At 71.0% G+C, this 23,449-nt stretch carries 18 protein-coding genes and 1 tRNA gene; 16 read left to right on the forward strand and 3 right to left on the reverse strand.

What is annotated here, in order from left to right; genetic code table 11:
- Window positions 1-48: 48 nt before the first annotated feature.
- From ABD240_RS17070 to ABD240_RS01775, 3 genes are all read right to left on the reverse strand, one after another.
- Window positions 49-123 (reverse strand): 50S ribosomal protein bL37, encoded by a 75-nt coding sequence (locus ABD240_RS17070; RefSeq protein ID WP_425546990.1) that lies wholly within the window; start codon window positions 121-123, stop codon window positions 49-51.
- A 67-nt stretch (window positions 124-190) separates the two neighbouring features.
- Window positions 191-802 (reverse strand): GDSL-type esterase/lipase family protein, encoded by a 612-nt coding sequence (locus tag ABD240_RS01770; RefSeq protein ID WP_291794652.1) that lies wholly within the window; start codon window positions 800-802, stop codon window positions 191-193.
- Window positions 802-4,521, reverse strand: coding sequence for a multifunctional oxoglutarate decarboxylase/oxoglutarate dehydrogenase thiamine pyrophosphate-binding subunit/dihydrolipoyllysine-residue succinyltransferase subunit (locus ABD240_RS01775; protein ID WP_344334657.1), 3,720 nt, complete (start codon window positions 4,519-4,521; stop codon window positions 802-804). Before ABD240_RS01775 ends, ABD240_RS01770 begins: the two co-directional genes overlap by 1 nt.
- Window positions 4,522-4,617: 96 nt before the next feature.
- Here ABD240_RS01775 and guaB1 point away from each other — a divergent pair, with 96 nt between their 5' ends.
- From guaB1 to ABD240_RS01855, 16 genes are all read left to right on the forward strand, one after another.
- Window positions 4,618-6,081 (forward strand): GMP reductase, encoded by a 1,464-nt coding sequence (gene guaB1, locus ABD240_RS01780; RefSeq protein ID WP_344334659.1) that lies wholly within the window; start codon window positions 4,618-4,620, stop codon window positions 6,079-6,081.
- 243 nt (window positions 6,082-6,324) lie between these two features.
- Window positions 6,325-7,653: a hemolysin family protein gene (locus tag ABD240_RS01785; RefSeq protein WP_291795876.1), complete on the forward strand. Its 1,329-nt coding sequence runs from the start codon at window positions 6,325-6,327 to the stop codon at window positions 7,651-7,653.
- A complete protein-coding gene (locus ABD240_RS01790; protein ID WP_291795878.1) occupies window positions 7,646-8,704 on the forward strand; it encodes a hemolysin family protein in 1,059 nt (352 codons plus the stop codon). Before ABD240_RS01785 ends, ABD240_RS01790 begins: the two co-directional genes overlap by 8 nt.
- Window positions 8,705-8,935: 231 nt before the next feature.
- On the forward strand, window positions 8,936-9,853 hold the full coding sequence (locus ABD240_RS01795; protein ID WP_291795880.1) for a M15 family metallopeptidase: 918 nt from the start codon (window positions 8,936-8,938) through the stop codon (window positions 9,851-9,853).
- Window positions 9,854-9,937: 84 nt separating this feature from the next.
- A tRNA-Arg gene (locus ABD240_RS01800) sits at window positions 9,938-10,013 on the forward strand.
- A gap of 127 nt (window positions 10,014-10,140) precedes the next feature.
- The gene (gene argS / locus ABD240_RS01805; protein WP_344334662.1) at window positions 10,141-11,781 is read left to right on the forward strand and encodes an arginine--tRNA ligase; all 1,641 of its coding nucleotides are present in this window, start codon (window positions 10,141-10,143) and stop codon (window positions 11,779-11,781) included.
- 11 nt (window positions 11,782-11,792) lie between these two features.
- Window positions 11,793-13,211: a diaminopimelate decarboxylase gene (gene lysA / locus ABD240_RS01810; protein ID WP_344334664.1), complete on the forward strand. Its 1,419-nt coding sequence runs from the start codon at window positions 11,793-11,795 to the stop codon at window positions 13,209-13,211.
- 73 nt (window positions 13,212-13,284) lie between these two features.
- Window positions 13,285-14,586 carry a homoserine dehydrogenase gene (locus ABD240_RS01815; protein WP_344335592.1) on the forward strand — a complete coding sequence of 434 codons (1,302 nt, stop codon included), beginning with the start codon at window positions 13,285-13,287 and terminating at the stop codon, window positions 14,584-14,586.
- 56 nt (window positions 14,587-14,642) lie between these two features.
- Window positions 14,643-15,731, forward strand: coding sequence for a threonine synthase (gene thrC, locus ABD240_RS01820; protein WP_344334666.1), 1,089 nt, complete (start codon window positions 14,643-14,645; stop codon window positions 15,729-15,731).
- A complete protein-coding gene (gene thrB, locus ABD240_RS01825; RefSeq protein WP_344334668.1) occupies window positions 15,728-16,684 on the forward strand; it encodes a homoserine kinase in 957 nt (318 codons plus the stop codon). The genes thrC and thrB overlap by 4 nt, the downstream gene beginning before the upstream one ends.
- 285 nt (window positions 16,685-16,969) lie before the next feature.
- Window positions 16,970-18,883, forward strand: coding sequence for a transcription termination factor Rho (rho, locus tag ABD240_RS01830; protein ID WP_344334670.1), 1,914 nt, complete (start codon window positions 16,970-16,972; stop codon window positions 18,881-18,883).
- A gap of 17 nt (window positions 18,884-18,900) precedes the next feature.
- Window positions 18,901-19,992 carry a peptide chain release factor 1 gene (gene prfA / locus ABD240_RS01835; RefSeq protein WP_291799212.1) on the forward strand — a complete coding sequence of 364 codons (1,092 nt, stop codon included), beginning with the start codon at window positions 18,901-18,903 and terminating at the stop codon, window positions 19,990-19,992.
- Entirely contained in the window at window positions 19,989-20,909 is a 921-nt protein-coding gene (locus tag ABD240_RS01840) for a N5-glutamine methyltransferase family protein (protein ID WP_344334673.1), read from the forward strand. Before prfA ends, ABD240_RS01840 begins: the two co-directional genes overlap by 4 nt.
- A gap of 42 nt (window positions 20,910-20,951) precedes the next feature.
- Window positions 20,952-21,602: an L-threonylcarbamoyladenylate synthase gene (locus ABD240_RS01845; protein WP_344334675.1), complete on the forward strand. Its 651-nt coding sequence runs from the start codon at window positions 20,952-20,954 to the stop codon at window positions 21,600-21,602.
- A complete protein-coding gene (locus tag ABD240_RS01850) occupies window positions 21,603-22,709 on the forward strand; it encodes an MraY family glycosyltransferase (protein WP_291799202.1) in 1,107 nt (368 codons plus the stop codon).
- Window positions 22,706-23,179, forward strand: a complete 474-nt coding sequence (locus tag ABD240_RS01855) for a Cg1360 family ATP-synthase-associated protein (protein WP_344334677.1) — start codon at window positions 22,706-22,708, stop codon at window positions 23,177-23,179. Before ABD240_RS01850 ends, ABD240_RS01855 begins: the two co-directional genes overlap by 4 nt.
- Window positions 23,180-23,449 lie beyond the last annotated feature (270 nt).

The raw sequence follows: 23,449 nt of genomic DNA on the forward strand, positions 1-23,449 counted from the left end.
GGGCCTTCGTGCGAGGCGGGTGCCGGAGGGGATCCGGCACCCTGCCTGTCAGGTGTTGGGACGCTTGCCGTGGTTGGCGCCGCGCCTCTTGCGGTCGCGGCGCTTGCGTGCTCGCTTGCTCATGTTCACTCCTTCGGATAGACCCGTTGATTCTCCCACAGCCGCAGACGAGCGGCAAAAGCGCGCAGGCTCAGTCCTCGCCGAGGACGTCCGGGACGCCCAGCCACTCGAACCACCCGCGATTGAGCACGAGCCAGGCGAGGAGACCGTAGCCCTCCTGCGCCGGTGTGCCTGAGCGCGAGGCGGCGAGTTCGCGCTGCCACACCGGGTGGGAGCGCAACGGGGTGAAGGCGTCCACGTAGGGGATGCCGCGGCGATGGGCGACATCGGAGAAGCCGGTGCTGAGCTCCGCGAGCCGGCGGTTGCTGTCGGCGTCGCGCACCGGGGTGGGCCCCACCACGAAGGCGGAGACCTCCTGCGTGAGCGCCGTGTCGAGGACGTTCGCGATGTTGAGGCGCGCGCGAGCCACCGAGATGCCGGTGTCCGCGTCCGCCGCGCCCAGACCCAGCACCAGGCGGTTCTCCGTGTCGTCGGAGAACCGGCGGCAGGCCTCCGTCATGCAGCGCTCGGACAGCCCGGTGGTGTCTTCCCCGGCGACGGCCAGGGCGTGGAAGTCCGCCTCCGGGGCGGAGGGATAGGTGCGTGCGGCGACGCGGCCCACCCAGCCCATTCCACGCCCATCGCCGTGGCCGGCGACCAGCTGGTCGCCGACCACGACGATGGTCTGCCTGCGCTTGGCGATCACCGAGCGAAGACCTGCTCGACGAGATCGGCCTGCTCGGCGTCGTGCACGTGCTTGAGACCGGTGGCCGGGGAGGCCGAGGCCGCACGGGCAATGACGCGGAGCTCACGGCCGCCCAGCACTGCGGGCAGGTTGAGCGCCATGAAGGGCCATGCGCCCTGGTTCTCCGGCTCCTCCTGAGCCCAGACGAACTCGACGTCCGGACCGTAGGCGCCCAGCGCCTGCTCGATCGAGTGCTCGTCGAGCGGGTAGAGCTGCTCGAAGCGGACGAGCGCGGTCTCGGTGTCCTCGAGCTTGCTGCGCTTGGCGAGGAGGTCCCAGTAGAGCTTGCCGGAGACCATGACCACGCGCTTGGTCTTCGCGGGCTCCACCGCGGTGTCCGCGATGACCGGCTGGAAGCTGCCGCTGGTGAACTGCTCCACGGACGTCGAGGCGGCCTTGAGGCGGAGCATCGACTTGGGGGTGAACACGACGAGCGGACGCTTCACACCGGCGTGCGCGTGGCGGCGCAGGAGGTGGAAGTAGGACGCGCCGTCCGCCGGGTTGGCGACCGTCATGTTGTCCTCCGCCGCGAGCTGCATGAACCGCTCGATGCGCGCCGAGGAGTGGTCCGGACCCTGGCCCTCGAAGCCGTGGGGGAGCAGGAGCACCACACCGGAGGTCTGCTGCCACTTCTGCTCGGACGCGGAGATGAACTCGTCGATGACGGACTGCGCGCCCTGGGCGAAGTCGCCGAACTGCGCCTCCCAGAGGACGAGGGCCTCCGGCCTCTCCACCGCGTAGCCGTACTCGAAGCCCATCGCGGCGTACTCGCTCAGCAGCGAGTTGTAGATCCAGAAGCGGCCCTGGTCCTCGGAGAGATTGGCGAGGGGGGTCCACTCGTTGCCGTTCTCGTAGTCGACGAACACGGCCTGGCGCTGGGTGAAGGTGCCGCGGCGGACGTCCTGGCCGGACATACGCACCGGCACGCCCTCGAGCAGGAGCGAACCGAATGCGAGCTGCTCCGCGAAGCCCCAGTCGATGCCGCCCGAACGCGTCATCTCCCGGCGCTTCTCCAGCAGGCTGCGCAGCTTCTTGTGGACGGTGAAGCCCTCCGGGATGTCCATGAAGGCATCGCCGATCCGCTCCAGCACATCGGTGCTCACGGCGGTCTCCGGTGCGGTGTAGCCCTCGATCTGACGCGAGTTCTGATCGATGCCGAACGCGGACGGACGGTTCTCCGACTTCTCCGCCTCGCGGGTCTCCGCGAAGGCGGTCTCCAGCTTCTGCTGGAAGTCCGCGAGCGCCTCCTGCGCCTCGTCCGCGGTCATGCACTTCCTGCCCACGAGCGATTCCGTGTAGATGCGGCGGACCGTGGACTTCTGGTCGATGAGGGAGTACATGATGGGCTGCGTCATCGAGGGGTCGTCGCCCTCGTTGTGGCCGCGGCGGCGGTAGCACACGAGGTCGATGACGATGTCGCGGTTGAAGGCCTCACGGTACTCGAAGGCGAGCTGGGCGGCGCGGTAGACGGCCTCGGGGTCGTCGCCGTTCACGTGGAGGACGGGAGCGCCGATGATCTTCGCGACGTCCGTCGAGTAGAACGAGGAGCGGGCCGAGGCCGGGGAGGTCGTGAAGCCCACCTGGTTGTTGATGACGAGGTGGATGGTGCCGCCGGTGCGGTAGCCGCGCAGCTCGGAGAGGTGGAGGGTCTCCGCCACGACGCCCTGACCCGCGAAGGCGGCATCGCCGTGGACCAGCACGGGGAGCACGGTGAAGGCCGTCTGGTCCGGGTCGATGACGTCCTGCTTGGCGCGGGTGATGCCTTCGAGGACCGGGTCCACCGTCTCCAGGTGGCTGGGGTTGGCGGCGACGTAGACCTTGGTCGTGTTGCCGTTGGGGGACGTGAAGGAGCCCTCGGTGCCGAGGTGGTACTTCACGTCGCCGGAGCCCTGCACGTTCGCCGGGGAGAGGGAGCCGTCGAACTCCTGGAACACCTGGCCGTAGGACTTGCCGGCGATGTTCGTGAGGACGTTGAGGCGGCCGCGGTGGGCCATGCCGATGGTGACCTCGTCCATGCCGGAGTCCGCGGCCTGGTTGAGGATCTCGTCGAGGAGGACGATGGTGGACTCGCCGCCCTCCAGCGAGAAGCGCTTCTGCCCGATGTACTTGGTCTGCAGGAAGGTCTCGAAGGCCTCCGCGGCGTTGAGCCGGCCCAGGATGTGGCCCTGCTCGTCGCGGGTGAGGTCCTCGTGCGGGACCTCCAGCTTCGACTGGAACCAGCGGCGCTGCTCCGGGTCCGCGATGTGCATGTACTCGATGCCGGTCGTGCGGCAGTAGGAGTCGCGCAGGAGCCCGAGGATGTCCCGCAGGGGCATCATGCGCTTGCCGCCGAAGCCGCCGGTGGGGAACTCGCGCTCGAGGTCCCAGAGGGTGAGGCCGTGCGTGTTGATGTCCAGGTCCGGGTGGGAGCGCTGGCGGTAGACGAGCGGGTCGATGTTGGCCATGAGGTGGCCGCGGGAGCGGTAGGCGTCGATGAGCTCGATGACGCGCGCGGTCTTGTTCACCACGTCGTAGTCGTCGGCGGAGACGTCCGGCACCCAGCGCACCGGCTCGTAGGGCAGGCGCAGGGACGCGAAGATCTCGTCGTAGAAGCCGTCCTCGCCCAGGAGCAGACCGTGGACCTGCTTGAGGAACTCCCCGGAGCCGGCTCCCTGGATCACGCGGTGGTCGTAGGTGGAGGTGAGGGTGAGGACCTTCGAGACCGCCAGCTTGTTGAGGGTCTCCTGGCTCGCGCCCTGGAACTCCGCGGGGTAGTCCAGCGCACCCACGCCGACGATGCAGCCCTGGCCCACCGTGAGACGGGGCATGGAGTGGACGGTGCCGATCCCGCCGGGGTTGGTGAGCGAGACGGTGGTGCCGGCGAAGTCCGCCGCCGTGAGCTTGCCGTCGCGGCCGCGTGCCACGAGGTCGTCGTAGGCGTCGACGAACTGCTTGAAGGTCAGCGTCTCCGCCTTCTTGATGTTCGGCACGAGGAGGCTGCGGGTGCCGTCCTTCTTGGGGACGTCGATGGCGATGCCGAGGTTCACGTGGCCGGGCTGGACCATCACCGGCTTGCCGTCGCGGACGTCGTAGTAGACGTTCTGGCTGGGGATCTCCCGCAGCGCGCGCACCACGGCGAAGCCGATGATGTGGGTGAAGGAGACCTTGCCCCCGCGGGTGCGGCGGAGGTGGGAGTTGACGACGATGCGGTTGTCGATCAGCGCCTTCGCCGGCAGCGCCCGCACGGAGGTGGCGGTGGGCAGCGTGAGCGAGTCGTCCATGTTCTTGGCGATGAGCTTGGCGGGCCCGCGCAGCTTGGTGACGACGTCCTCGACGTCCTCCTGCTGCGCCTGGGGCTTCTCCGGGAGGTTGTTCGCCCCGGCGGACTTGCTCTCTGCCTTGGTCGTCTCCGACTCCGCGACGGAGGGGGTCACGCCCTTGGGGGAGTCGGTGGCTGCGGCGGCTGTCCGCGCCGGCGCCTTGGCGGGCTCGGCGGTCTGCGCGGGAGCGGCCGACTGCGCCGGAGCGGTCTTCGCGGCGCCCACGGCACCTCCGTTCCGCTCGAACTCCTGGAAGACAGGCCACCAGGACTTGTCGACGGAGTTCCTGTCGGCCTTGTACTGCTCGTACATTTCCTCAACCAGCCACTCGTTCGAACCGAAGTCGGACGCAGTGGTCGCGGGGGTGCTCGTAGACACGGGGTTGTTCGCCCTCTTCCTCGTATGGAGATATCCCAGTGCGGCCAGTGTATCCGCGTTGGGTGCGGCTGCACGAGGATGGTTCACAATGGTCGTATGCGATTCATCACCGGCCGTCCCGAGACGGACCTCACCTACTCGGACGTGTTTCTCGTCCCCTCCCGTTCGCAGGCGGCCAGCCGCTTCGACGTGTCGCTCGAGACCGCGGACGGGACCGGCACGACCATTCCCCTCGTCGCCGCCAACATGACCGCCGTCTCCGGCCGGCGCATGGCGGAGACGCTGGCGCGCCGGGGAGGTCTGGCCGTCCTCCCGCAGGACATCCCCCTCGACGCCGCCGCGGCGACGATCCGCTGGGTCAAGGAGCGCCATCCGGTGCTGGAGACCCCGGTGCGTCTGGGACCGGACGACACCGCGCTCGAGGCCCTGCACCTGGTGCGCAAGCGCTCGCACGGGCACGTGGTGGTCACGGACGCCGAGCGCCGCGTGCTGGGAGTCGTGTCCGCGGACTCGCTGGAGTCCGTCGACCGCTTCACCCCGCTCTCACGGCTGCTGGACTCGTCCTCGCGCACCCTCGAGCTCGACGCCCTGGCCCACGCCCGCCCCACGCGGGCCGCGCTCTCCGCGCTCTACGACGACTTCGTCGCCTCCCGCTCCGCGTTCGTCCCGGTGGTGGACTCCGGAGAGCTCGCGGGTGTACTCACACCGCAGTCCCTCCTGCGGGCCTCGGTCTACAGCCCCGCGCTCGACGGCGAGGGCAGGCTGCGCATCGCGGCGGCGGTGGGGGTCAACGGCGACGCGGCGGGCCGCGCGGAGGCGCTCGTCGCCGCGGGGGCGGACGTCCTCGTCATGGACACGGCGCACGGACACCAGGAGAAGATGATCGAGGTCCTGCGTCAGGTGCGCGCCGCCGGCCTGGGCGTGCCGCTCGTGGCCGGCAACGTGGTGACCGCCGAGGGCGTGGAGGACCTCGTCGAGGCGGGGGCCGACATCGTGAAGGTGGGGGTGGGCCCGGGCGCGATGTGCACCACCCGCATGATGACGGCCGTGGGCAGGCCGCAGTTCTCGGCGGTCCTGGATGCCTCCGCACGTGCCCGCGAGCTGGGCGCGCACGTGTGGGCGGACGGCGGGGTGCGCTACCCGCGCGATGTCGCCCTGGCCCTGGCCGCGGGCGCCTCGCAGGTGATGATCGGCTCCTGGTTCGCCGGCACCTTCGAGAGCCCCGGCGACCTGCTCACGGACGCGAGCGGCCGGCAGTACAAGGAGAGCTTCGGCATGGCCAGCGCACGGGCGGTCGCGGCCCGCACGCAGTCGGAGGAGTCCGCCTTCGAACGCGCGCGCAAGGGCCTCTTCGAGGAGGGGATCTCCTCCGGGCGCATGCCGGTGGACCCGCAGCGGCCCGGGGTGGAGGACCTGCTCGACCAGATCACCTCCGGTGTGCGTTCGTCCTGCACCTACGCCGGAGCGCGGACGCTCGAGGAGTTCCACGCCCGCGCGGTGGCGGGCGTGCAGTCCGCGGCCGGCTACGAAGAGGGCAGGCCGGTCCAGAGCGGCTGGTGAGGCCTCCGTCCGGAGCGGAGGCTGAGAGATCCACGTGAAGGCGGGGCGGGGACGGTGCAGAGACGCCCTCGCCCCGCCTTCCTCGGTAGGATGTCTCCATGACGAGTGACAGTCCGTGCCGGCGTGAAGCCGGCACCCCCACGTTCTCCTTCCGTCCCGTCGCGCGGCCGGTGCACACCGCACCCGCTGCGCCGCCCCGTCCCCGGCGGAGAATCCTCCGCCGCCGCGAGGTGAGCGCCTGAGATGGAGTGGCTCCTCCTCTGCCTCGCCCTCGTCCTCATCGGAGGCACCGGCGTCTTCGTCGCCGCCGAGTTCGCCCTCCTCACCCTCGACAAGCACACCGTCGAGAAGGCGGTGGCCGACGGCTCGCGGTTCGCGGGCACCATCCAGAAGGCCACCACCCACCTGTCCACCCAGCTGTCAGCGGCGCAGGTGGGCATCACGATCACCACTCTGCTCACCGGCTACCTCATGGAGCCGTCGCTGGGCGCCCTGCTCACACCGGTGTTCACCGCGCTGGGCGTGCCGGAGTCCGCGGCCGCGCCCGTGTCCCTGGGACTCGCGCTGCTGGTGTCCACGATCCTCTCGATGGTCATCGGGGAGCTCGTGCCCAAGAACCTCGCGATCTCCTCGCCCCTGCACGCCGCGCAGATCGCGGTGCCACTGCAGTATGCGTTCTCCGTGGCGTTCAAGCCGGTGATCGCCGTGCTCAACGGCACCGCCAACCGCGCTCTGGTGTCCATGGGCATCGAGCCGCAGGAGGAGGGCTCGGCCGGTCGCTCGCCGGAGGAGCTCACCGCCCTCGTGCGCCACTCCGCGGAGGAGGGGACCATGGCCGAGCAGACCGCGGATCTTCTCGAGCGGACGCTCAGCTTCTCCGCACGCACCGCGGAGGACGTCATGACCCCGCGCACCCGGATGGTCTCCGTCGCCCGGGATGCGACCGCGGCGGACATCGTCGAGATCGCCCGCAGGACCGGCTACTCGCGATTCCCCGTGATCGGCGAGAACCGCGATGACGTCGTGGGCGTCGTGCACATCAAGTCCGCCATGTCCGTGCCGCTGGACAACCGTGAGGACGCCTATGCCGGCGGCCTCATGACCGAGGTGCAGCAGGTGCCGGAGACGCTGCCGCTCGACCGCCTGCTGCTGCGTCTGCGCGCGCGCTCCACGCAGATGGTGGTCGTCGTCGACGAGTACGGCGGCACCGCTGGTGTGGCGACCCTCGAGGACGCGGTCGAGGAGCTGGTGGGCGAGGTGGCCGACGAGCACGATCGCATGCGCGTCATGGTGCGCCCCGCGCGCGACGGCTCGTGGATCGTCCCCGGGCGGCTGCGCCCGGACGAGGTGGCGGCGGCGGTCGGGATCGAGATCCCGGAGGACTCCGAGTACGAGACGATCGCCGGATTCGTCATGCTCCGCCTCGGGCGCGTGCCGCAGGAGGGGGACGAGGTGCGACTCGAATCCGCCCGGCTGGTCGTCGAGCGCATGCACATGCGCCGGGTGGAGAGGCTGCGGCTCATCCCGGACCTCGTCGTCGCGACTCCGGGGGAGGTGAGCGCGCATGAGTGACTGGATGGGTCTCGTCTGGCTCGTGGTGCTGCTGCTGGGCAACGCGTTCTTCGTCGCGGCGGAGTTCGGCATCGTCTCCGCCAAGCGCTCGCAGATCGAGCCGTATGCGGACGGGGGCTCCAAGCGCGCGCAGACCACGCTGTACGCCATGAGCCACGTCTCGGTCATGCTGGCGATCTGCCAGCTCGGCATCACCGTCTGCTCGCTGCTGCTGGGCAATGTCGCGGAACCCGCGATCCACCATCTGCTGGTGGGTCCTCTCAGCGGTCTCGGCATCCCGGCCGGTCTCTCCGATGTCATCTCCTTCGTCCTGGCGCTGGCCGCCGTGACCTACCTCCACGTGGTGGTGGGGGAGATGATCCCCAAGAACATCGCCATCGCACTGTCCCGGCAGGCCGCGATGATGCTGGCGCCCCCGCTGGTGTTTCTCGCCCGGGTCTTCGGCTTCGTGATCCGGCCGCTCAACTCCTTCGCGAACGGCGTGCTGCGGCTGCTCGGCGTCACCCCCAGGGACGAGGTCAATGCGGCGTACACCGTCGAGGAGGTGCAGTCGATCGTCGTCGAGTCCCAGCGTGAGGGACTGCTGCGCGACGAGTCGGGGCTGCTCAAGGGCGCCCTGGAGTTCTCGGACAAGTCGGTGGCCGAGGCCATGGTCCCCCGGGCGGATCTCGTCACGGTCTCGGAGCAGGCCACCCCGGAGGAGGTCGAGGGACTGGTGGGCCGGACGGGGTACTCGCGGTACATCGTCACGGACTCCGCCGGCACTCCGCGCTCCTATCTCCACATCAAGGACCTCCTCTACGCGGACAACGAGGCGGACTACCGTGCTCCGGTGCAGTCCAAGCGCTTCCGCTCCATGACCTCGGTCGCCGCGGACGCGGAGATCGAGGACGCACTCGACGAGATGCGCAGTGCGGGCAGCCACGTGGCGCGGGTGCTCGACGCGGCGGGGGAGGCCGTGGGCGTGGTCTTCCTCGAGGACGTGCTCGAGGAGCTCGTGGGCGAGGTGGACGATGCCATGCAGCGGCACCGTGCCCGAGGCCTCCGCTGAGGCGGAGCAGCTGCGCTGTCGCTGCGGCCGGAGGGCTCTCCTCCGGCCGCAGCGCTCGTGACGCATGCCGTTCGTGGTGCACGCCGTTCATGGTGCACGTCACGGGATGTGGCATCGGATATATCAACTGGACGTCTTTGTAACGTTGTCGTTATAGTGTTGTGACAGATGGACGGAGACCCCGCTCAGCAGGGCGGGGTCGCACACTGTCGAGAGCTTTGGAGTGAGTGAATGGCCGAGGGAACCGCTGAACAGGTGTTCACCAGCCGTCGTGCCCGCCGCGAGGCGGAGGGACGCACCCGCCGTGAGACGCGGCGGACGTTCCGCACCGTGACGGAGGCGCCCGCCTCCGCGCAGGCGACGGACCAGGTGAACGCCGGCACGGTTGCCTTCCGCGGTTCGGACGGCTCCGTCGTCCGCTCCATGCGCCGCCGCCGTGCGGCGACGGTCTCCGCGCTGACCTCCGTGTCCGCGGCGGGTGTGGCGATCGCCGCCGTGCTCGTGGCCGGCAACGGCACCGGGCAGGCGCAGGCCGCAGAGGCTCCGGCCGAGGACGCTCCCCGCCTGACCGCTCTGGACGCGGAGTCCGTGAGCGCGGACGTCGCGGAGGCGGACGTCGCGGTGGGCAGCACGGCCTCGGGCTCCGTTCCCAGTGCCGAAGGCGGGAAGGCGGAGGCCGCGGGGCGCTCCATCACCAAGACGGTCCTTCCTGGCTGCTCAGCGGAGCACGACTGGGACGCGAACGTGAGCAACGGGCAGCTGCCCGAGGAGTGGCTGTGCGACCTGGGGATCGGCAAGCACCAGCTCCGCGCGGACGCGGCGGTGGCGTTCGCGAAGATGAATGCCGCCTACAAGGCTGACACCGGCAAGGAGTTCTCCATCACGGACTCCTACCGGAGCCTCGAGGGGCAGATCTCCGTGGCCGGCCGCAAGCCCGGCCTCTCCGCCCGCCCCGGCACCTCGCTCCACGGCTGGGGCATCGCCCTCGACCTCGGCGGCGGTGTCGAGAGCGAGTCCGGCCCCTGGAACTGGCTGGTGGAGAACGCCGGCGACTTCGGCTGGGAGAACCCGGACTGGGCGAAGTCCAGCAAGTACGAGCCCTGGCACTGGGAGTACGTCCCGGCGCGCGAGACGATCAAGGGCCACTGAGGGCCGTATGTGAGATATGCCACCGCATCCGGGCGGGTGCGGATATGACGGCGGAAGCCGGCGGTGCTAGAGTTGCACCGGTAAGCCCGCGTAGCTCAGTGGATAGAGCGTCTGCCTCCGGAGCAGAAGGTCGTAGGTTCGAATCCTGTCGCGGGCACCACGGAAGGCCCCTCACCTGGGAGAACAGGTGAGGGGCCTTCGTCATGCATCTTGCCGTGAACTGCGGGTTCGAGGCCTCCCGTGAGACCGATTGTCCGCGCGCACCGTCCACCCACTATCCTGTGCGGGTGACTCCGGAAGAACTCAGGGCTACCATCGCCCGCGCACTTGAGGAATACAGCACGCAGACCGGCACGGGGATCGAGGTGCCCGCCAAGCTCGTCGTCGAACGTCCCAAGAACCGCGACCACGGCGACTGGGCCACCAACGTGGCGCTGCAGACGGCGAAGAAGGCCGGGCTCGCCCCGCGCGATCTCGCGCAGGGGCTGGCTGCGATCCTCACGGACGTGGACGGCATCGAGTCCTGTGAGGTGGCCGGGCCCGGCTTCCTCAACATCACCCTCTCCGCCGGCGCCGCCGGGGCGCTGGCGGCGGAGATCGTGGCCGCAGGCAGCGACTACGGGCGCGGCGAGGCGCTGGCCGGGCACGTCGTCAACATGGAGTTCGTCTCCGCCAACCCCACCGGACCGCTCCACCTCGGCCACACCCGCTGGGCCGCGCTGGGCGATGCGATCGCCCGCGTCCTCGCCTTCGCCGGGGCGCAGGTCACCAGCGAGTACTACATCAACGACGCCGGCTCGCAGATGCTCGTCTTCGCGGACTCGGTGCTCGCCCGGATGAAGGGCCGTGAGGTGCCCGAAGGCGGCTACCCGGGCGCCTACATCCAGGACATCGCAGACCGGATCGCCCAGGAGCAGCCGGCGCTCGCGGACGCCTGCGAGGACACCATCCGCGAGGAGGTGCTGTCCCGCGCCTACGCGATCCAGCTGCAGGACATCAAGGACACGCTCGCGGAGTTCGACGTCCACTTCGACGTGTGGTTCTCCGAGAAGACCCTCCACGACTCCGGCGCGCTGGAGTCCTCCGTGGCGCGCCTGCGCGAGCAGGGCCACGTCTTCGACTCCGAGGGTGCCGTCTGGCTGCGCACCACGGAGTTCGGCGACGACAAGGATCGCGTCCTCATCAGGAAGGACGGCGCTCCCACCTACTTCGCCGCGGATGCCGCCTACTACCTGGACAAGAAGGACCGCGGCTTCGACGAGAAGGTCTACCTGCTGGGCGCGGACCACCACGGCTACGTGAACCGGCTCAAGGCGATCGCCGCCGCGGCGGGCGACGACCCTGAGCACAACATCGAGATCCTCATCGGCCAGCTCATCAAGGTCAACGGCGCCAAGCTGTCCAAGCGCGCCGGCAACATCATCGAGCTCCGCGATCTCGTGCAGTGGCTGGGCCGCGACGCCCTCCGCTACTCGCTGGCGCGCATCCCCGCGGACTCGCCGCTCACCCTGGACCCGGAGGTCCTGCGCTCGGCCAGCAACGACAACCCCGTCCACTACGTCCAGTACGCGCACGCCCGGTCCCGGGGCGTGGATCGGAAGGCCGTCGAGGCCGGCATCGATCCCACCGGCTTCGACGCGACGACGCTCACGGACGAGACGGAGTCGGCACTGCTCGCCGCCCTCGCGGACTTCCCGCGCGTGGTCGCCCAGGCCGCGGAGCTGCGCGAGCCGCACCGCATCGCCCGCTACCTCGAATCCCTCGCGGGCCTCTTCCACAAGTGGTACGACGCCTGCCGGGTGACCCCGCGGGCGGACGAGGAGATCGGCGCCGTCCACTCCTCGCGCCTCGTGCTCAACCGCGCCACGGCCCAGGTGCTGGCCAACGGCCTCCACCTCCTGGGCGTCTCCGCGCCCGAGCGGATGTAGGGGAGGCGCGCATGCCCGCACACATCTCCGGCGTCATGCACGCCGGGCCCTCGCCGGTCTGGCTACCCTTCCCGGAGGACGTCAACGCCCTCATGCCCAGCCTGTGGTCCGCGCATGCGGCCAAGGACGCGCAGGGCGTGCTCACGATCGCCGGCCACCGGGTCACCGATCTCGCCCGCGAATACGGCAGCCCGCTCTACCTGTTCGACGTCGAGGACTTCCGTGCCCGCGCCCGCGAGGCGGTCGGTGCGTTCGCAGCCGCCTTCGAGCGGGTGGGCACGTCCTCGCGCACGTACTACGCCGGCAAGGCCTTCCTCACCGTCGCCGTCGCGCAGATGGCGGCGGCGGAGGGGCTGGGCATCGACACCTGCTCGCTCGGTGAGCTGCTGCTCGCCCGCCGCGCCGGCGTGGATCCGCAGCTGGTGGGCCTCCACGGCAACAGCAAGTCCGACGAGGAGATCGAGCTGGCCCTGCAGTGGGGGATCGGCCGGATCGTCGTCGACTCCCTGCAGGAGATCGACCGGCTCGAGGCGGCTGCGGCCCGGCTGGGCGTGCGCGCACGGGTGATGATCCGCGTCACCGCGGGCGTCGAGGCCCACACCCACGACTTCATCGCGACGGCGCACGAGGACCAGAAGTTCGGCCTCTCCCTGCAGTCCGGCGCGGCCGCAGAGGCCGCCGCCAGGGTCATCGCCGCGGACCACCTCGACCTCATCGGCCTGCACAGCCACATCGGCTCCCAGATCTTCGACGCCTCCGGCTTCGAGGTCGCCGCCCGCAGGATCGTGGCGCTCCGCGCCCAGCTCCGCAGGCGTCACGGCGTGGAGCTCGAGGAACTGGACCTGGGCGGCGGCCTCGGCATGCGCTACACCTCGCAGGACACGCCCCCGCCGCTGCCGGAGATGGCGGAGAAGCTCGCGGACGCCGTCGCCAAGGAGTGCGCGGACGCCGGGGACCCCCTTCCCGTGCTCTCCTTCGAACCCGGTCGCTCCCTCATCGGTCCGGCGATGTGCACGCTCTACCGCGTGGGCACCGTCAAGCCCGTGGAGACCGACCACGGCGTGCGCACCTACGTGTCCGTGGACGGCGGCATGAGCGACAACGTCCGCACGGCCCTGTACGACGCGGACTACTCGTGCACGCTCGCCTCCCGCACCTCCGACGCGGCCCCCGCAGTGGTCCGCGTGGTGGGCAGGCACTGCGAGAGCGGTGACATCGTCGTCCGCGACGAGTACCTGCCGGCGGACGTGGCTCCCGGCGACCTGGTGGCGGTTCCGGGCACCGGTGCGTACTGCCAGCCGCTGTCCTCGAACTACAACATGGCGCCGAGGCCGGGGGTGCTCGCCGTGCGCGAGTCCGCCGTGGAGTGGATGGTGCGTCCGGAGACGCTCGACGACCTGTTCGCACGGGACTGCGGTCCGCTCGCCTGAGCCGGCCGCGGCCGTGCCCGCGCCCGCTGCGGCGCGCACGGCCAAGGAGATCGCGATCGCTGAAGGGACGAAGATGGAGAAGCTGACCATTGCACTGCTGGGCGGAGGCGTCGTCGGCAGCGAGGTCGCCCGCACCCTCCTCGAGGACGCGGAAGCGCTCGCGGAGCGCGTGGGCGCTCCGCTGGAGCTGCGGAACGTGGTCGTCCGCGACCTGGGGAAGGAGAGGCCGGGGATCCCCCGCGAGCTGCTCACGGACGACGCCGAGGCCGCTCTCGCGGACGCGGACATCGTCGTGGAGCTGATGGGCGGCATCGAGCCCGCCCGCTCGCTCATTCTCTCCGCGCTGGCACGCGGCTCCAGCGTCGTGACGGCGAACAAGGCACTGCTCGCGCAGAGCTTCCCGGAGCTGCTCGCGGCCGCTGACGAGTCCGCCGTCAGGCTGGAGTTCGAGGCCGCGGTGGCCGGTGCCATCCCCATCGTGCGCCCGCTCAACGACTCGCTGGCCGGCGACCGGGTCACCCGCGTCATGGGCATCGTCAACGGCACCACGAACTACATCCTCGACCAGATGGCGCGGGAGGGCTGGGACTTCGCCCACGCCCTGCGCACGGCGCAGGAGCTCGGGTACGCCGAGGCCGATCCCACGGCGGACATCGAGGGACTGGACGCGGCGGCGAAGGCGGCGATCATCGCCTCCCTGGCCTTCCAGGTGCCGGTCTCCATCGACGACGTCCACGTGGAGGGCATCACCGGTGTGAGCGCGGACATGATCGCCACGGCTCAGGCCCAGGGCTTCACCATCAAGCTGCTCGCGATCTGCGAGCGCCTCGAGGGCGAGGACGCCGGCGTGTCCGCACGCGTCTACCCGGCGCTCGTGAGCCGCGAGCACCCGCTGGCCAGCGTCTCCGGCGCCTACAACGCCGTCTTCGTCGAGGCTGACGCGGCGGGCTCCCTCATGTTCTACGGCCAGGGCGCCGGCGGCGCCCCCACCTCCTCGGCCGTGCTGGGCGACGTGGTCTCCGTGGCGCGCCGCCGCGTGCTGGGAGGACGCGGCCAGGCGGCCGCGCAGGTGCGGGGCGGGAGCCGCGTGCTGCCCATCTCCGCCGTCGACACCCGCTACCAGATCACGCTCGAGGTCGCGGACCGGCCCGGCGTGCTCCTCACCGTCGCGGAGGTGCTCGCGGCGGAGGGCGTCTCCGTGGAGCTCGCCTCGCAGACGCAGCTGGAGACCGCCGAGGACGGCGTCCCCCGCGCCAAGCTCGTCATCGCCACCCACACCGCGAAGGAGTCCGCCCTCGCCGCCACCGTGGAGACGCTCGCAGCACTCGACGCGGTCGCCTCCGTGAGGTCCGTGCTCCGGATCGAAGGCAGCTGAGCGGCACCCGCCAGGGCCGGTCGCAAGGATCCATGAGGAAAGAGGAACGCAAGCCAATGGCACCAGCACATCGTCATCAGTGGGCAGGAGTCGTCGAGGAGTACCGGGAGCTCCTCGACGTGGGACCGGACACCCCGGCCGTCACCCTGGGGGAGGGCGGGACCCCGCTCATCCGGGCGGAGGGGCTGTCCGCACGCGTGGGCGCGGAGGTCCACGTGAAGTACGAGGGCATGAACCCCACCGCGTCCTTCAAGGACCGCGGCATGACGATGGCGATCACCAAGGCGAAGGCGGCCGGGGCCAAGGCCGTCATCTGCGCCTCGACGGGCAACACCTCGGCCTCCGCCGCCGCGTACGCGACGAAGGCGGGCATCACGAGCGCCGTGCTGGTCCCCGCCGGCAAGATCGCGATGGGCAAGATGAGCCAGGCCGTGGCCCACGGCGCGACGCTGCTGGAGGTCGACGGCAACTTCGACGACTGCCTGACGCTGTGCCGCAAGCTGTCCGAGGCCTACCCCGTCCACCTCGTGAACTCGGTGAATCCTGACCGGATCGAGGGCCAGAAGACCGCGGCGTTCGAGATCGTCGACGCCCTGGGGGCGGCGCCGGACATCCACGTGCTGCCGGTGGGCAACGCCGGCAACATCACGGCCTACTGGAAGGGCTTCCGCGAGTACCGGGAGCTCGGGCTCGCGGGGTCCGTGCCGAAGATGTTCGGCTTCCAGGCGGCCGGCGCGGCCCCCATCGTCCTCGGGCACCCCGTGGACGAGCCGGAGACCGTCGCCACCGCCATCCGGATCGGCAATCCCGCCTCCTGGGAGCAGGCCGAGGCGGCCCGTGACGAGTCCGGCGGCCTCATCGACTCCGTGACGGATGCGGAGATCCTCGCCGCGCACCGCCTCCTGTCCTCCACGGAGGGCATCTTCGTGGAGCCGGGCTCCGCCGCCTCGGTCGCGGGCCTGCTCAAGGCCGCCGAGGCCGGACTGGTCCCCGCGGGATCGCTCGTCACCGTCACCGTCACCGGCCACGGCCTCAAGGATCCGCAGTGGGCGCTGAAGTCCGCGGACGGCGGGGACACGACGCCGGTCCGCGTTCCCGTCGACGCCGTGAGCGCGGCCCGGGCCCTGGGGCTCGAGGACGCATGAGCCGGCACACGGCGCCTCAGGGCTTCTCCGCGGAGATCGCCGTCCCGGCCACCTCGGCGAACCTGGGGGCGGGCTATGACTCGTTCGGCATGGCTCTGGCGATGCACGACACCGTCCGCGCCGCGATCGCCGGTGAGTCGGTGGACCCGGCACGGCGGGTGACAGTGACGGGCGAGGGGGAGGGCGAGGTGCCCAGTGACGCCTCGCACCTCATCCTCCGTGTCGCCTCCCAGGTGCTGGCCGCGCGCGAGGTCGCAGGGGGAGAGCGGCTCGTGCTCGAGTGCGAGAACCGCATTCCGCACTCCCGCGGGCTGGGTTCCTCTGCCGCCGCCGTGGTCGCGGGCATCTCCATCGCGGACGCGGTCTCCGTCGCCGCCGGCCTGCCGGAGCCCACGCCCGGGGAGAAGCTCGCCTGGGCGACGCACTTCGAGGGGCATCCGGACAATGCGGCCCCCGCCCTGTTCGGCGGCGTGACGGTGAGCTGGTACCCGGAGCCGGAGCGCGCACAGTCCATCTCGCTGCCGGTGCACGCGGACGTGCGCGCCGTCGTCGTGGTGCCGCACGCCCGGCTGGACACCGGGGTCGCCCGGGAGCTGCTGCCGGCCCGGGTGCCGCATGCCGACGCAGCGGCCAACTCGGCCATCGCCGGTCTCTTCGTGCACGCCGTCTGCCACGATCCCTCCCTCCTGTTCGAGGCCACGCGCGACCGGCTGCACCAGGAGTACAGGCGTCCGGCGATGGTGGGCTCGCTCGAGCGGATCGATGCGCTCCGGGAGTCCGGCCTCGCCGCCGTCGTCTCCGGCGCCGGCCCCACCGTCGCGGTGCTGGGCACGGGCGCGGGCCTGGAGGCGCGCGTGCGGACCGTCCTCTCCGGCGACGACGCCGCCGTGATCGCCGCTCCGCTGGCGGAATCGGGGGCGTCGACGCTGCTCCTCAGGGGCACGGCTGCGTGAGCTGTGCCGCCGGGCGCGGATTTCGCCCAGCGCCCGGCGGCATGTACCATGAGGGTGTTCCGCCTGCAGTCAGTTCTTCTGCAGTCACCGCCTTCGCCGCGATGCTTTGCCGCGAAGACACGGTGTCAGCGTCTTCAGCTGTGCGGAGACATCCCAGTCGCACTCGGCTCTGACCGTTCCTGCGACTTCCATGAGCATCCGATCGATGCCATCCGCCGCTGTGCCCCCTGAGCGCTTCACTGCGTGGCAAGCCGCGCACAGCCGAACGAGGGAGAAGGAACCTTCGTGACCGAAACCACCACGAACGACAATGCAGCGCGTTCGGGAAGCCTGACCGCGCTCCGCCTGCCGCAGCTGCAGGAGATGGCGTCCGGTCTGGGGATCAAGGGCTACCGCAGGATGCGGAAGAGCGACCTGATCGAGGCCATCCAGTCCCAGGGCAGCGGTGCTCCCGCGGAGAAGCCGGCTGCTGCCTCCGAGACCCCGCAGACCGAGGGCTCGCAGGCCGAAGCCTCTGCAGCAGGTCGCCGCGGCTCCGGCCGCGGTTCGCGACCTGCCCGTGCGGAGAGGCCCGCAGAGCCTGCCGCGGAGCCCACCCGCGAGCAGGGTGCCGAGGCTCCCGCGGCGGAGGCGGCCGTGAAGGCTGCCGCCGAGCCCGTGAAGGACGCGCCCGAGGCAGAATCCGTGAAGACGGCCGAGCCCGCGACGACGGCGGAGTCCGCCGAGCAGACCGAGCGTCCCGCAGACTCCGAGGACGAGCGCGGCGAGGGTCGCCGCAGCCGTCGTCGCCGCGGCGACCGCGACGGCCAGGGCGGCAGGGACAGCCGCGAGCAGAACCGCGCGGACCGCGGCGAGAAGAGCGACCGGAACGAGCGGGGAGACCGCTCGGACAGGAACGAGCGGGGCGGCCGGAACGACCGTTCCGAGAGGAACGAGCGCAACGACCGCGGCGACCGGAACGAGCGGCGCGGCCGTGGTCGCGACCGCGATCGCGGCGACCGGAACCGCCGGGGCCGCGGCGACGACCAGCTGCGTCCCGACGACGTCCTCATCCCGGTGGGAGGCATCCTCGACGTCCACGACAACTACGCCTTCCTGCGCACCTCCGGCTACCTCTCCGGCCCCAACGACGTCTACGTCTCCGCGGGTCTCGTGAAGAAGAACGGCCTGCGCAAGGGCGACGCCGTCACCGGTGCCATCCGCAAGCCGCGCGACGGCGAGCGCCAGGGCAAGCGCGAGAAGTTCGACGCCCTCGTCCGCCTCGACTCCGTCAACGGCCTCAGCATCGAGGACGCCAAGCGGCGCGTGGAGTTCTCGAAGCTCACCCCGCTGTACCCGCAGGAGCGCCTGCGGCTGGAGACCACGTCGAAGACGATCGCCACGCGGATGATCGATCTCGTCAGCCCCATCGGCAAGGGACAGCGCGGCCTCATCGTCGCCCCGCCCAAGGCCGGCAAGACGACGATCATGCAGCAGATCGCCAACGCGATCACGGAGAACAACCCTGAGGTCCACCTCATGGTCGTCCTCGTGGACGAGCGCCCCGAGGAGGTCACCGACATGCAGCGCGCGGTGAAGGGCGAGGTCATCGCCTCGACCTTCGACCGCCCGGCCGACGACCACACGACGATCGCGGAGCTCGCGATCGAGCGCGCCAAGCGCCTCGTGGAGATGGGCCAGGACGTCGTGGTGCTGCTGGACAACCTCACCCGCCTGGGCCGCGCCTACAACATCGCGCAGCCCGCGAGCGGCCGCATCCTCTCCGGCGGTGTGGACGCGAACGCGCTCTACCCACCCAAGAAGTTCTTCGGCGCGGCGCGCAACATCGAGGGCGGCGGTTCGCTCACCATCCTCGCCACGGCGCTCGTGGAGACCGGCTCCAAGATGGACGAGGTCATCTTCGAGGAGTTCAAGGGCACCGGCAACATGGAGCTGCGGCTGTCTCGTCAGCTGGCGGACAAGCGCATCTTCCCCGCCGTGGACGTCAACAGCTCGAGCACCCGCCGCGAGGAGAACCTCATGCGGCCGGAGGAGCGCAAGGTCATGTGGCAGCTGCGCCGCCTGCTCTCCGGACTGGAGCAGCAGCAGGCCGTCGAGCTGCTGCTGGACAAGCTCAAGGAGACCGGCTCCAACGCGGAGTTCCTCATGCAGGTGCACAAGACGACCCCGCTGCCCAAGTCGGCCGCGGACGAGCACTGAGCACGGGGTCGGCGGGCGTGGCGGAGGACGACCTCGCTGCACTGCAGGCCAGCGTGCGCTCCCTGCTCGACGAGCACGCGCGCGTCGAGCAGGAGCTCGCCGACCCCGCCGTCCATGCCAGCCCCGGCCGGGCCCGCGCGCTGACCAGGCGCTATGCGGAGCTCGACCGGGTCGCTCGCGTGTGGGCGCGGCTCCGGGCGCTGGACGAGGACCTCGCCGCAGGGCGCGAGCTCGCGGAGGATCCGGACTTCGCCGAGGAGTACGCGCAGCTGTGCGCGCAGGCGGAGACCGAGCGCCCCGCTCTCGTGGACGAGCTGCGTGAGCTCCTCGTGCCGCGGGATCCGGACGACGGGCGCGATGCGCTCCTCGAGATCCGCGCGGGGGAGGGCGGCGAGGAGTCCGCGCTCTTCGCCGGCGACCTCGCGCGGATGTACACGCGGTGGGCGGCGGCGCGGGGCTGGGTCGCCGAGATCCTCGACGAGAACCGCTCCGAGCTGGGCGGGGTCAAGGAGATGACCCTGGCGCTCAAGTCGTCCTCGGGCGGCGTCTACGGACTCACGAAGTTCGAGGGCGGTGTCCACCGCGTCCAGCGCGTGCCGGTGACGGAGTCGCAGGGGAGGATCCACACCTCGGCCGTGGGCGTGCTGGTCTTCCCGGAGGCGGACGCCCCGGAAGAGGTCGAGCTCAGCGATGCGGATCTCCGCATCGACGTCTTCCGCTCCTCGGGCCCCGGCGGGCAGTCCGTGAACACGACGGACTCCGCCGTGCGCGTGACGCACCTGCCCACGGGCATCACGGCGAGCTGCCAGAACGAGAAGTCGCAGCTGCAGAACAAGGAGGCGGCGCTGCGCATGCTGCGTGCCCGGATCCTCGCCGCCCGGGCGGAGGAGGCCGCGGCCGCGGAGTCCGCGCAGCGCAGGTCCCAGGTGCGCACGGTGGACCGCTCCGAGCGCATCCGCACCTACAACTTCCCGGAGAACCGGGTGACGGACCACCGCACCGGGTACAAGGCCCACAACCTCGACCAGGTGCTCGACGGCAGGCTCGACGAGGTCATCGCCTCGCTCACGGCCGCGGAGCGCGCCGAGCGCCTCGAGGGGATCGGGTGACGGAGGCCGGACGCGCGCCGGCCCTGCTGCGGGACGCGGAGGCCCTCCTGGCCCGTGCCGGGATCGACTCGCCCGGACCGGACGCGCTGACCCTCCTCGCACACGCCTGGTCCGTGCCGGAGCAGCGGGTGCGGCGGGCGCGGCTGTTCGACGAGGAGGTGCCCGGACCGGTGCACGCGGCCTTCGCCGGCCTCGTGGAGCGCAGGCGCGCCCGCGTGCCGCTGCAGCACCTCACCGGCACGGCGCACTTCCGCACCCTCACGCTGCCGGTGGGCCCGGGGGTGTTCGTGCCGCGGCCGGAGACCGAGCTCGTCGCCGAGGCCGCTCTCGCCGCACTGGCCGAGCTGCTCCCGGCGGGCGAGCCCGCCCGGGTCCTCGACCTGTGCACCGGCTCCGGCGCTCTGGGACTCGCGCTCGCGGCGGAGCGGCCGGGCACCCGCGCCGTGGGTGTCGAACGCGAGGCCACCGCCCTGGCCTGGGCGCGCCGCAGCGTCGCCGCGACCGCGGGGGAGCTGGAGGCCGCAGGCTCCGTGTTCCTCGTGGAGGCCGGTGACGCCGGGGACGCCGAGGACGTGGCCGGGATCTGCGCACGCACGCTGGGCGGACCGCCGCACCTCGTCGTCTCCAATCCTCCCTACGTCCTCAGCGACGGCACCACCACCGCGCCCGAGGCGGTCGTCCACGACCCCGCAGCCGCTCTCTGGGGCGGGGGAGAGGACGGGCTGGAGGTCCCGTTCCGCGTGATCACGGCCTCGGCCGCGGTCCTGGCGCCCGGCGGGATCCTCGTCATGGAGCATGCGGACGTCCAGGGTGAGGGCGTGAGGACCCTCATGCTGGAAGCGGGCTTCGCGGACCCGTGCACGCGCCCGGACTACACTGGGCGAGATCGATTCACCCTGGCTGTGCGCCGGGCCTAGACCCGCGCAGCCGCCTCACTCATGGGAAGAGAGCCGCATCCGATGTCACGGACCTTCGACATCCGCAACGAGCAGGTGCGCGAGCTGATCCTCGAGACGACCTCGCGGGTCGTCCGGGACGGCGAGCTGATCGTCATCCCCACGGACACGGTGTACGGGATCGGGGCGGACGCCTTCAGCCCTCGTGCCGTGGCCGCCCTGCTCGAGGCCAAGGGCAGGGGACGCGAGTTCCCGCCGCCCGTCCTCGTCAAGGATCCGAGTGTCGTCATGGCGCTCGCGGACAGGGTGGATCCGCGGACCACCGCCCTCACGGAGGCGTTCTGGCCCGGCCCCCTCACCCTGATCTGCCATTCCCAGCCCATGCTGGACTGGGACCTCGGCGACGCACAGGGCACCGTGGCGCTGCGCATGCCCGACGACCCGGACGCGCTCGCGCTGCTGGCGGAGACGGGTCCGCTGGCGGTCTCCAGCGCCAACACGCACGGGGACCCCGCCGCGGAGACCATCGAGGAGGCCGAGGCGATGCTGGGGGAGAAGGTCTCCGTCTACCTCGACGCGGGACCGCGCAGCGGCCAGGGCTCCTCGACCATCGTGGACATGACGGTGGAGCCGCCCCGCATCCTCCGGGACGGTCCGCTCACCGCCGTCGCGCTCCAGGCCGTCGTGCCGGAGATCGCACCGCTGGACGGCTGAGTGCGCGCCTACCTCTTCGTCCTCCTCGTCTCCGCGCTCATCTCCTACCTGCTCACCCCCATGGTCAGGAGGATCGCGGAGCGGGGCCTCATCTTCTCGCCGCTGCGCGAGCGGGACGTGCACTCCGTGCCCACGCCCCGCCTGGGCGGCGTCGCGATGTTCGCCGGCGTGATGGGCGGGCTCCTGCTGGCCTCGCAGACCCCGTTCCTCGCCCGGGTGTTCGACGAACCCGGTCCGGTGATCGGCATCGCGGGGGCGGCCGCGCTGCTCTGCCTGCTGGGCGTCGTCGACGACATCTGGGACCTCCACTGGTCGACCAAGCTCGCGGGGCAGGCGCTGGCCGCCGGATTCATGGCCCTCATGGGCGTGAGCCTCCTGTCGATCCCGCTGGGCGGGGTGATCATCGGCTCGCCGCGGATGTCCGTGGCGCTCACGGTCCTGGTCGTGCTCATCTCCATCAACGCCGTGAACTTCGTCGACGGCCTCGACGGCCTCGCCGCCGGAGTGGTGTCGATCGGCGGGGCGGCCTTCTTCGTCTACAGCTACGGCCTCGCCGTCGACGCGACGCCGGACAGCTACGCGAACCTCGCCTCGCTCATCGTCGCGGTGCTGGTGGGCGCATGCATCGGCTTCCTGCCGCACAACTTCAACCCGGCGCGGATCTTCATGGGCGACTCCGGCTCCATGCTCATCGGCCTCCTGCTCGCCGCCTCCACCATCCGTGTGACGGGACAGGTGGATCCCGCGCTCCTCACGCAGGAGCGCGCCTTCGCCGCGGCGATGCCCATCATCCTGCCGGTGGCGGTGATGGCGCTGCCGCTGCTGGACCTGGGGCTGGCGGTGCTGCGGCGGATGCTCGCCGGGAAGTCGCCGTTCTCCGCGGACGCCAAGCACCTCCACCACCGGATGCTGCGGCTGGGGCACTCGCACGCCCGCGCCGTGCTCCTGCTCTACCTCTGGACGGCGATCTTCGCATTCGGCTCCGTCTCGTTCCTCATGTTCCGCGCCTCGCACGTGCTGCCGGTGCTCGGAGCGCTCGTCCTCATCACCCTCGGACTCACGTTCTACCCGCTGGGCCGTCGCCTGGCCGCAAAGGAGAAGGCATGAACCCGCACAGCGATCCCTCGGAGACGGGCGGACAGCCGCACGCAGGGGAGACGGAGGTCCAGGCCGCCTGGCGGCGGGTCTACCGCTCCCTCCTCGTCCGCGGCTCCCTCCTCGTCCTCGCCATCCTCGTTCTGGGGGGCGGTGCCGGCTGGCTGTTCGTGGGGCGCGAGGGACTCTACGGCGGGCTCGTGGGCGGCGGGATCGCCGCGGTCTTCCTGCTCGTGTCCTTCGTCGTCGTCTATCTGGGGCGCAACCTCTCCATGCAGATGCTGGCCGGGGCGCTCGGGATCGGCTTCCTCTTCAAGGCGTTCCTCTTCATGATCCTGATCTCCCGGCTCGCGGGAGCGCCGTGGCTGCACGGGACGACGGCCTTCCTCACGATCGTCGCCGCCGTCATCGCGACCTCGCTGCTCGACGTGCTCACCGTGGCCCGCGCGCGGATCCCCTACGCGGACCCGGAGGCGCGGTGACGCCGGTGGTGACTCCGGTGGTGACGCCGGTGGTGACGCCGGCGATGACTCCGACCGCGGCGTCCGGGGGAGACGGGAAGACCCCCGTGCGCCCGCCTCGGGAACGCCCGCGGGACGCATGCCCGCGCGGGACAGGGCCGTTTGTCTACAGCTTGTCGAAATTTGTGTGCCGACTCAGAGTCTTGGTAGAGTCTCCAACGGTGTTCAAGGCGCTCACGGGCGTCGCGGACGGCTCCAACGGAGCGGTCAAGCTCGGACCTGGTCGAGATT

This window comes from Brevibacterium salitolerans (genome assembly GCF_039531405.1).
Taxonomy (GTDB): Bacteria; Actinomycetota; Actinomycetes; order Actinomycetales; family Brevibacteriaceae; genus Brevibacterium; species Brevibacterium salitolerans.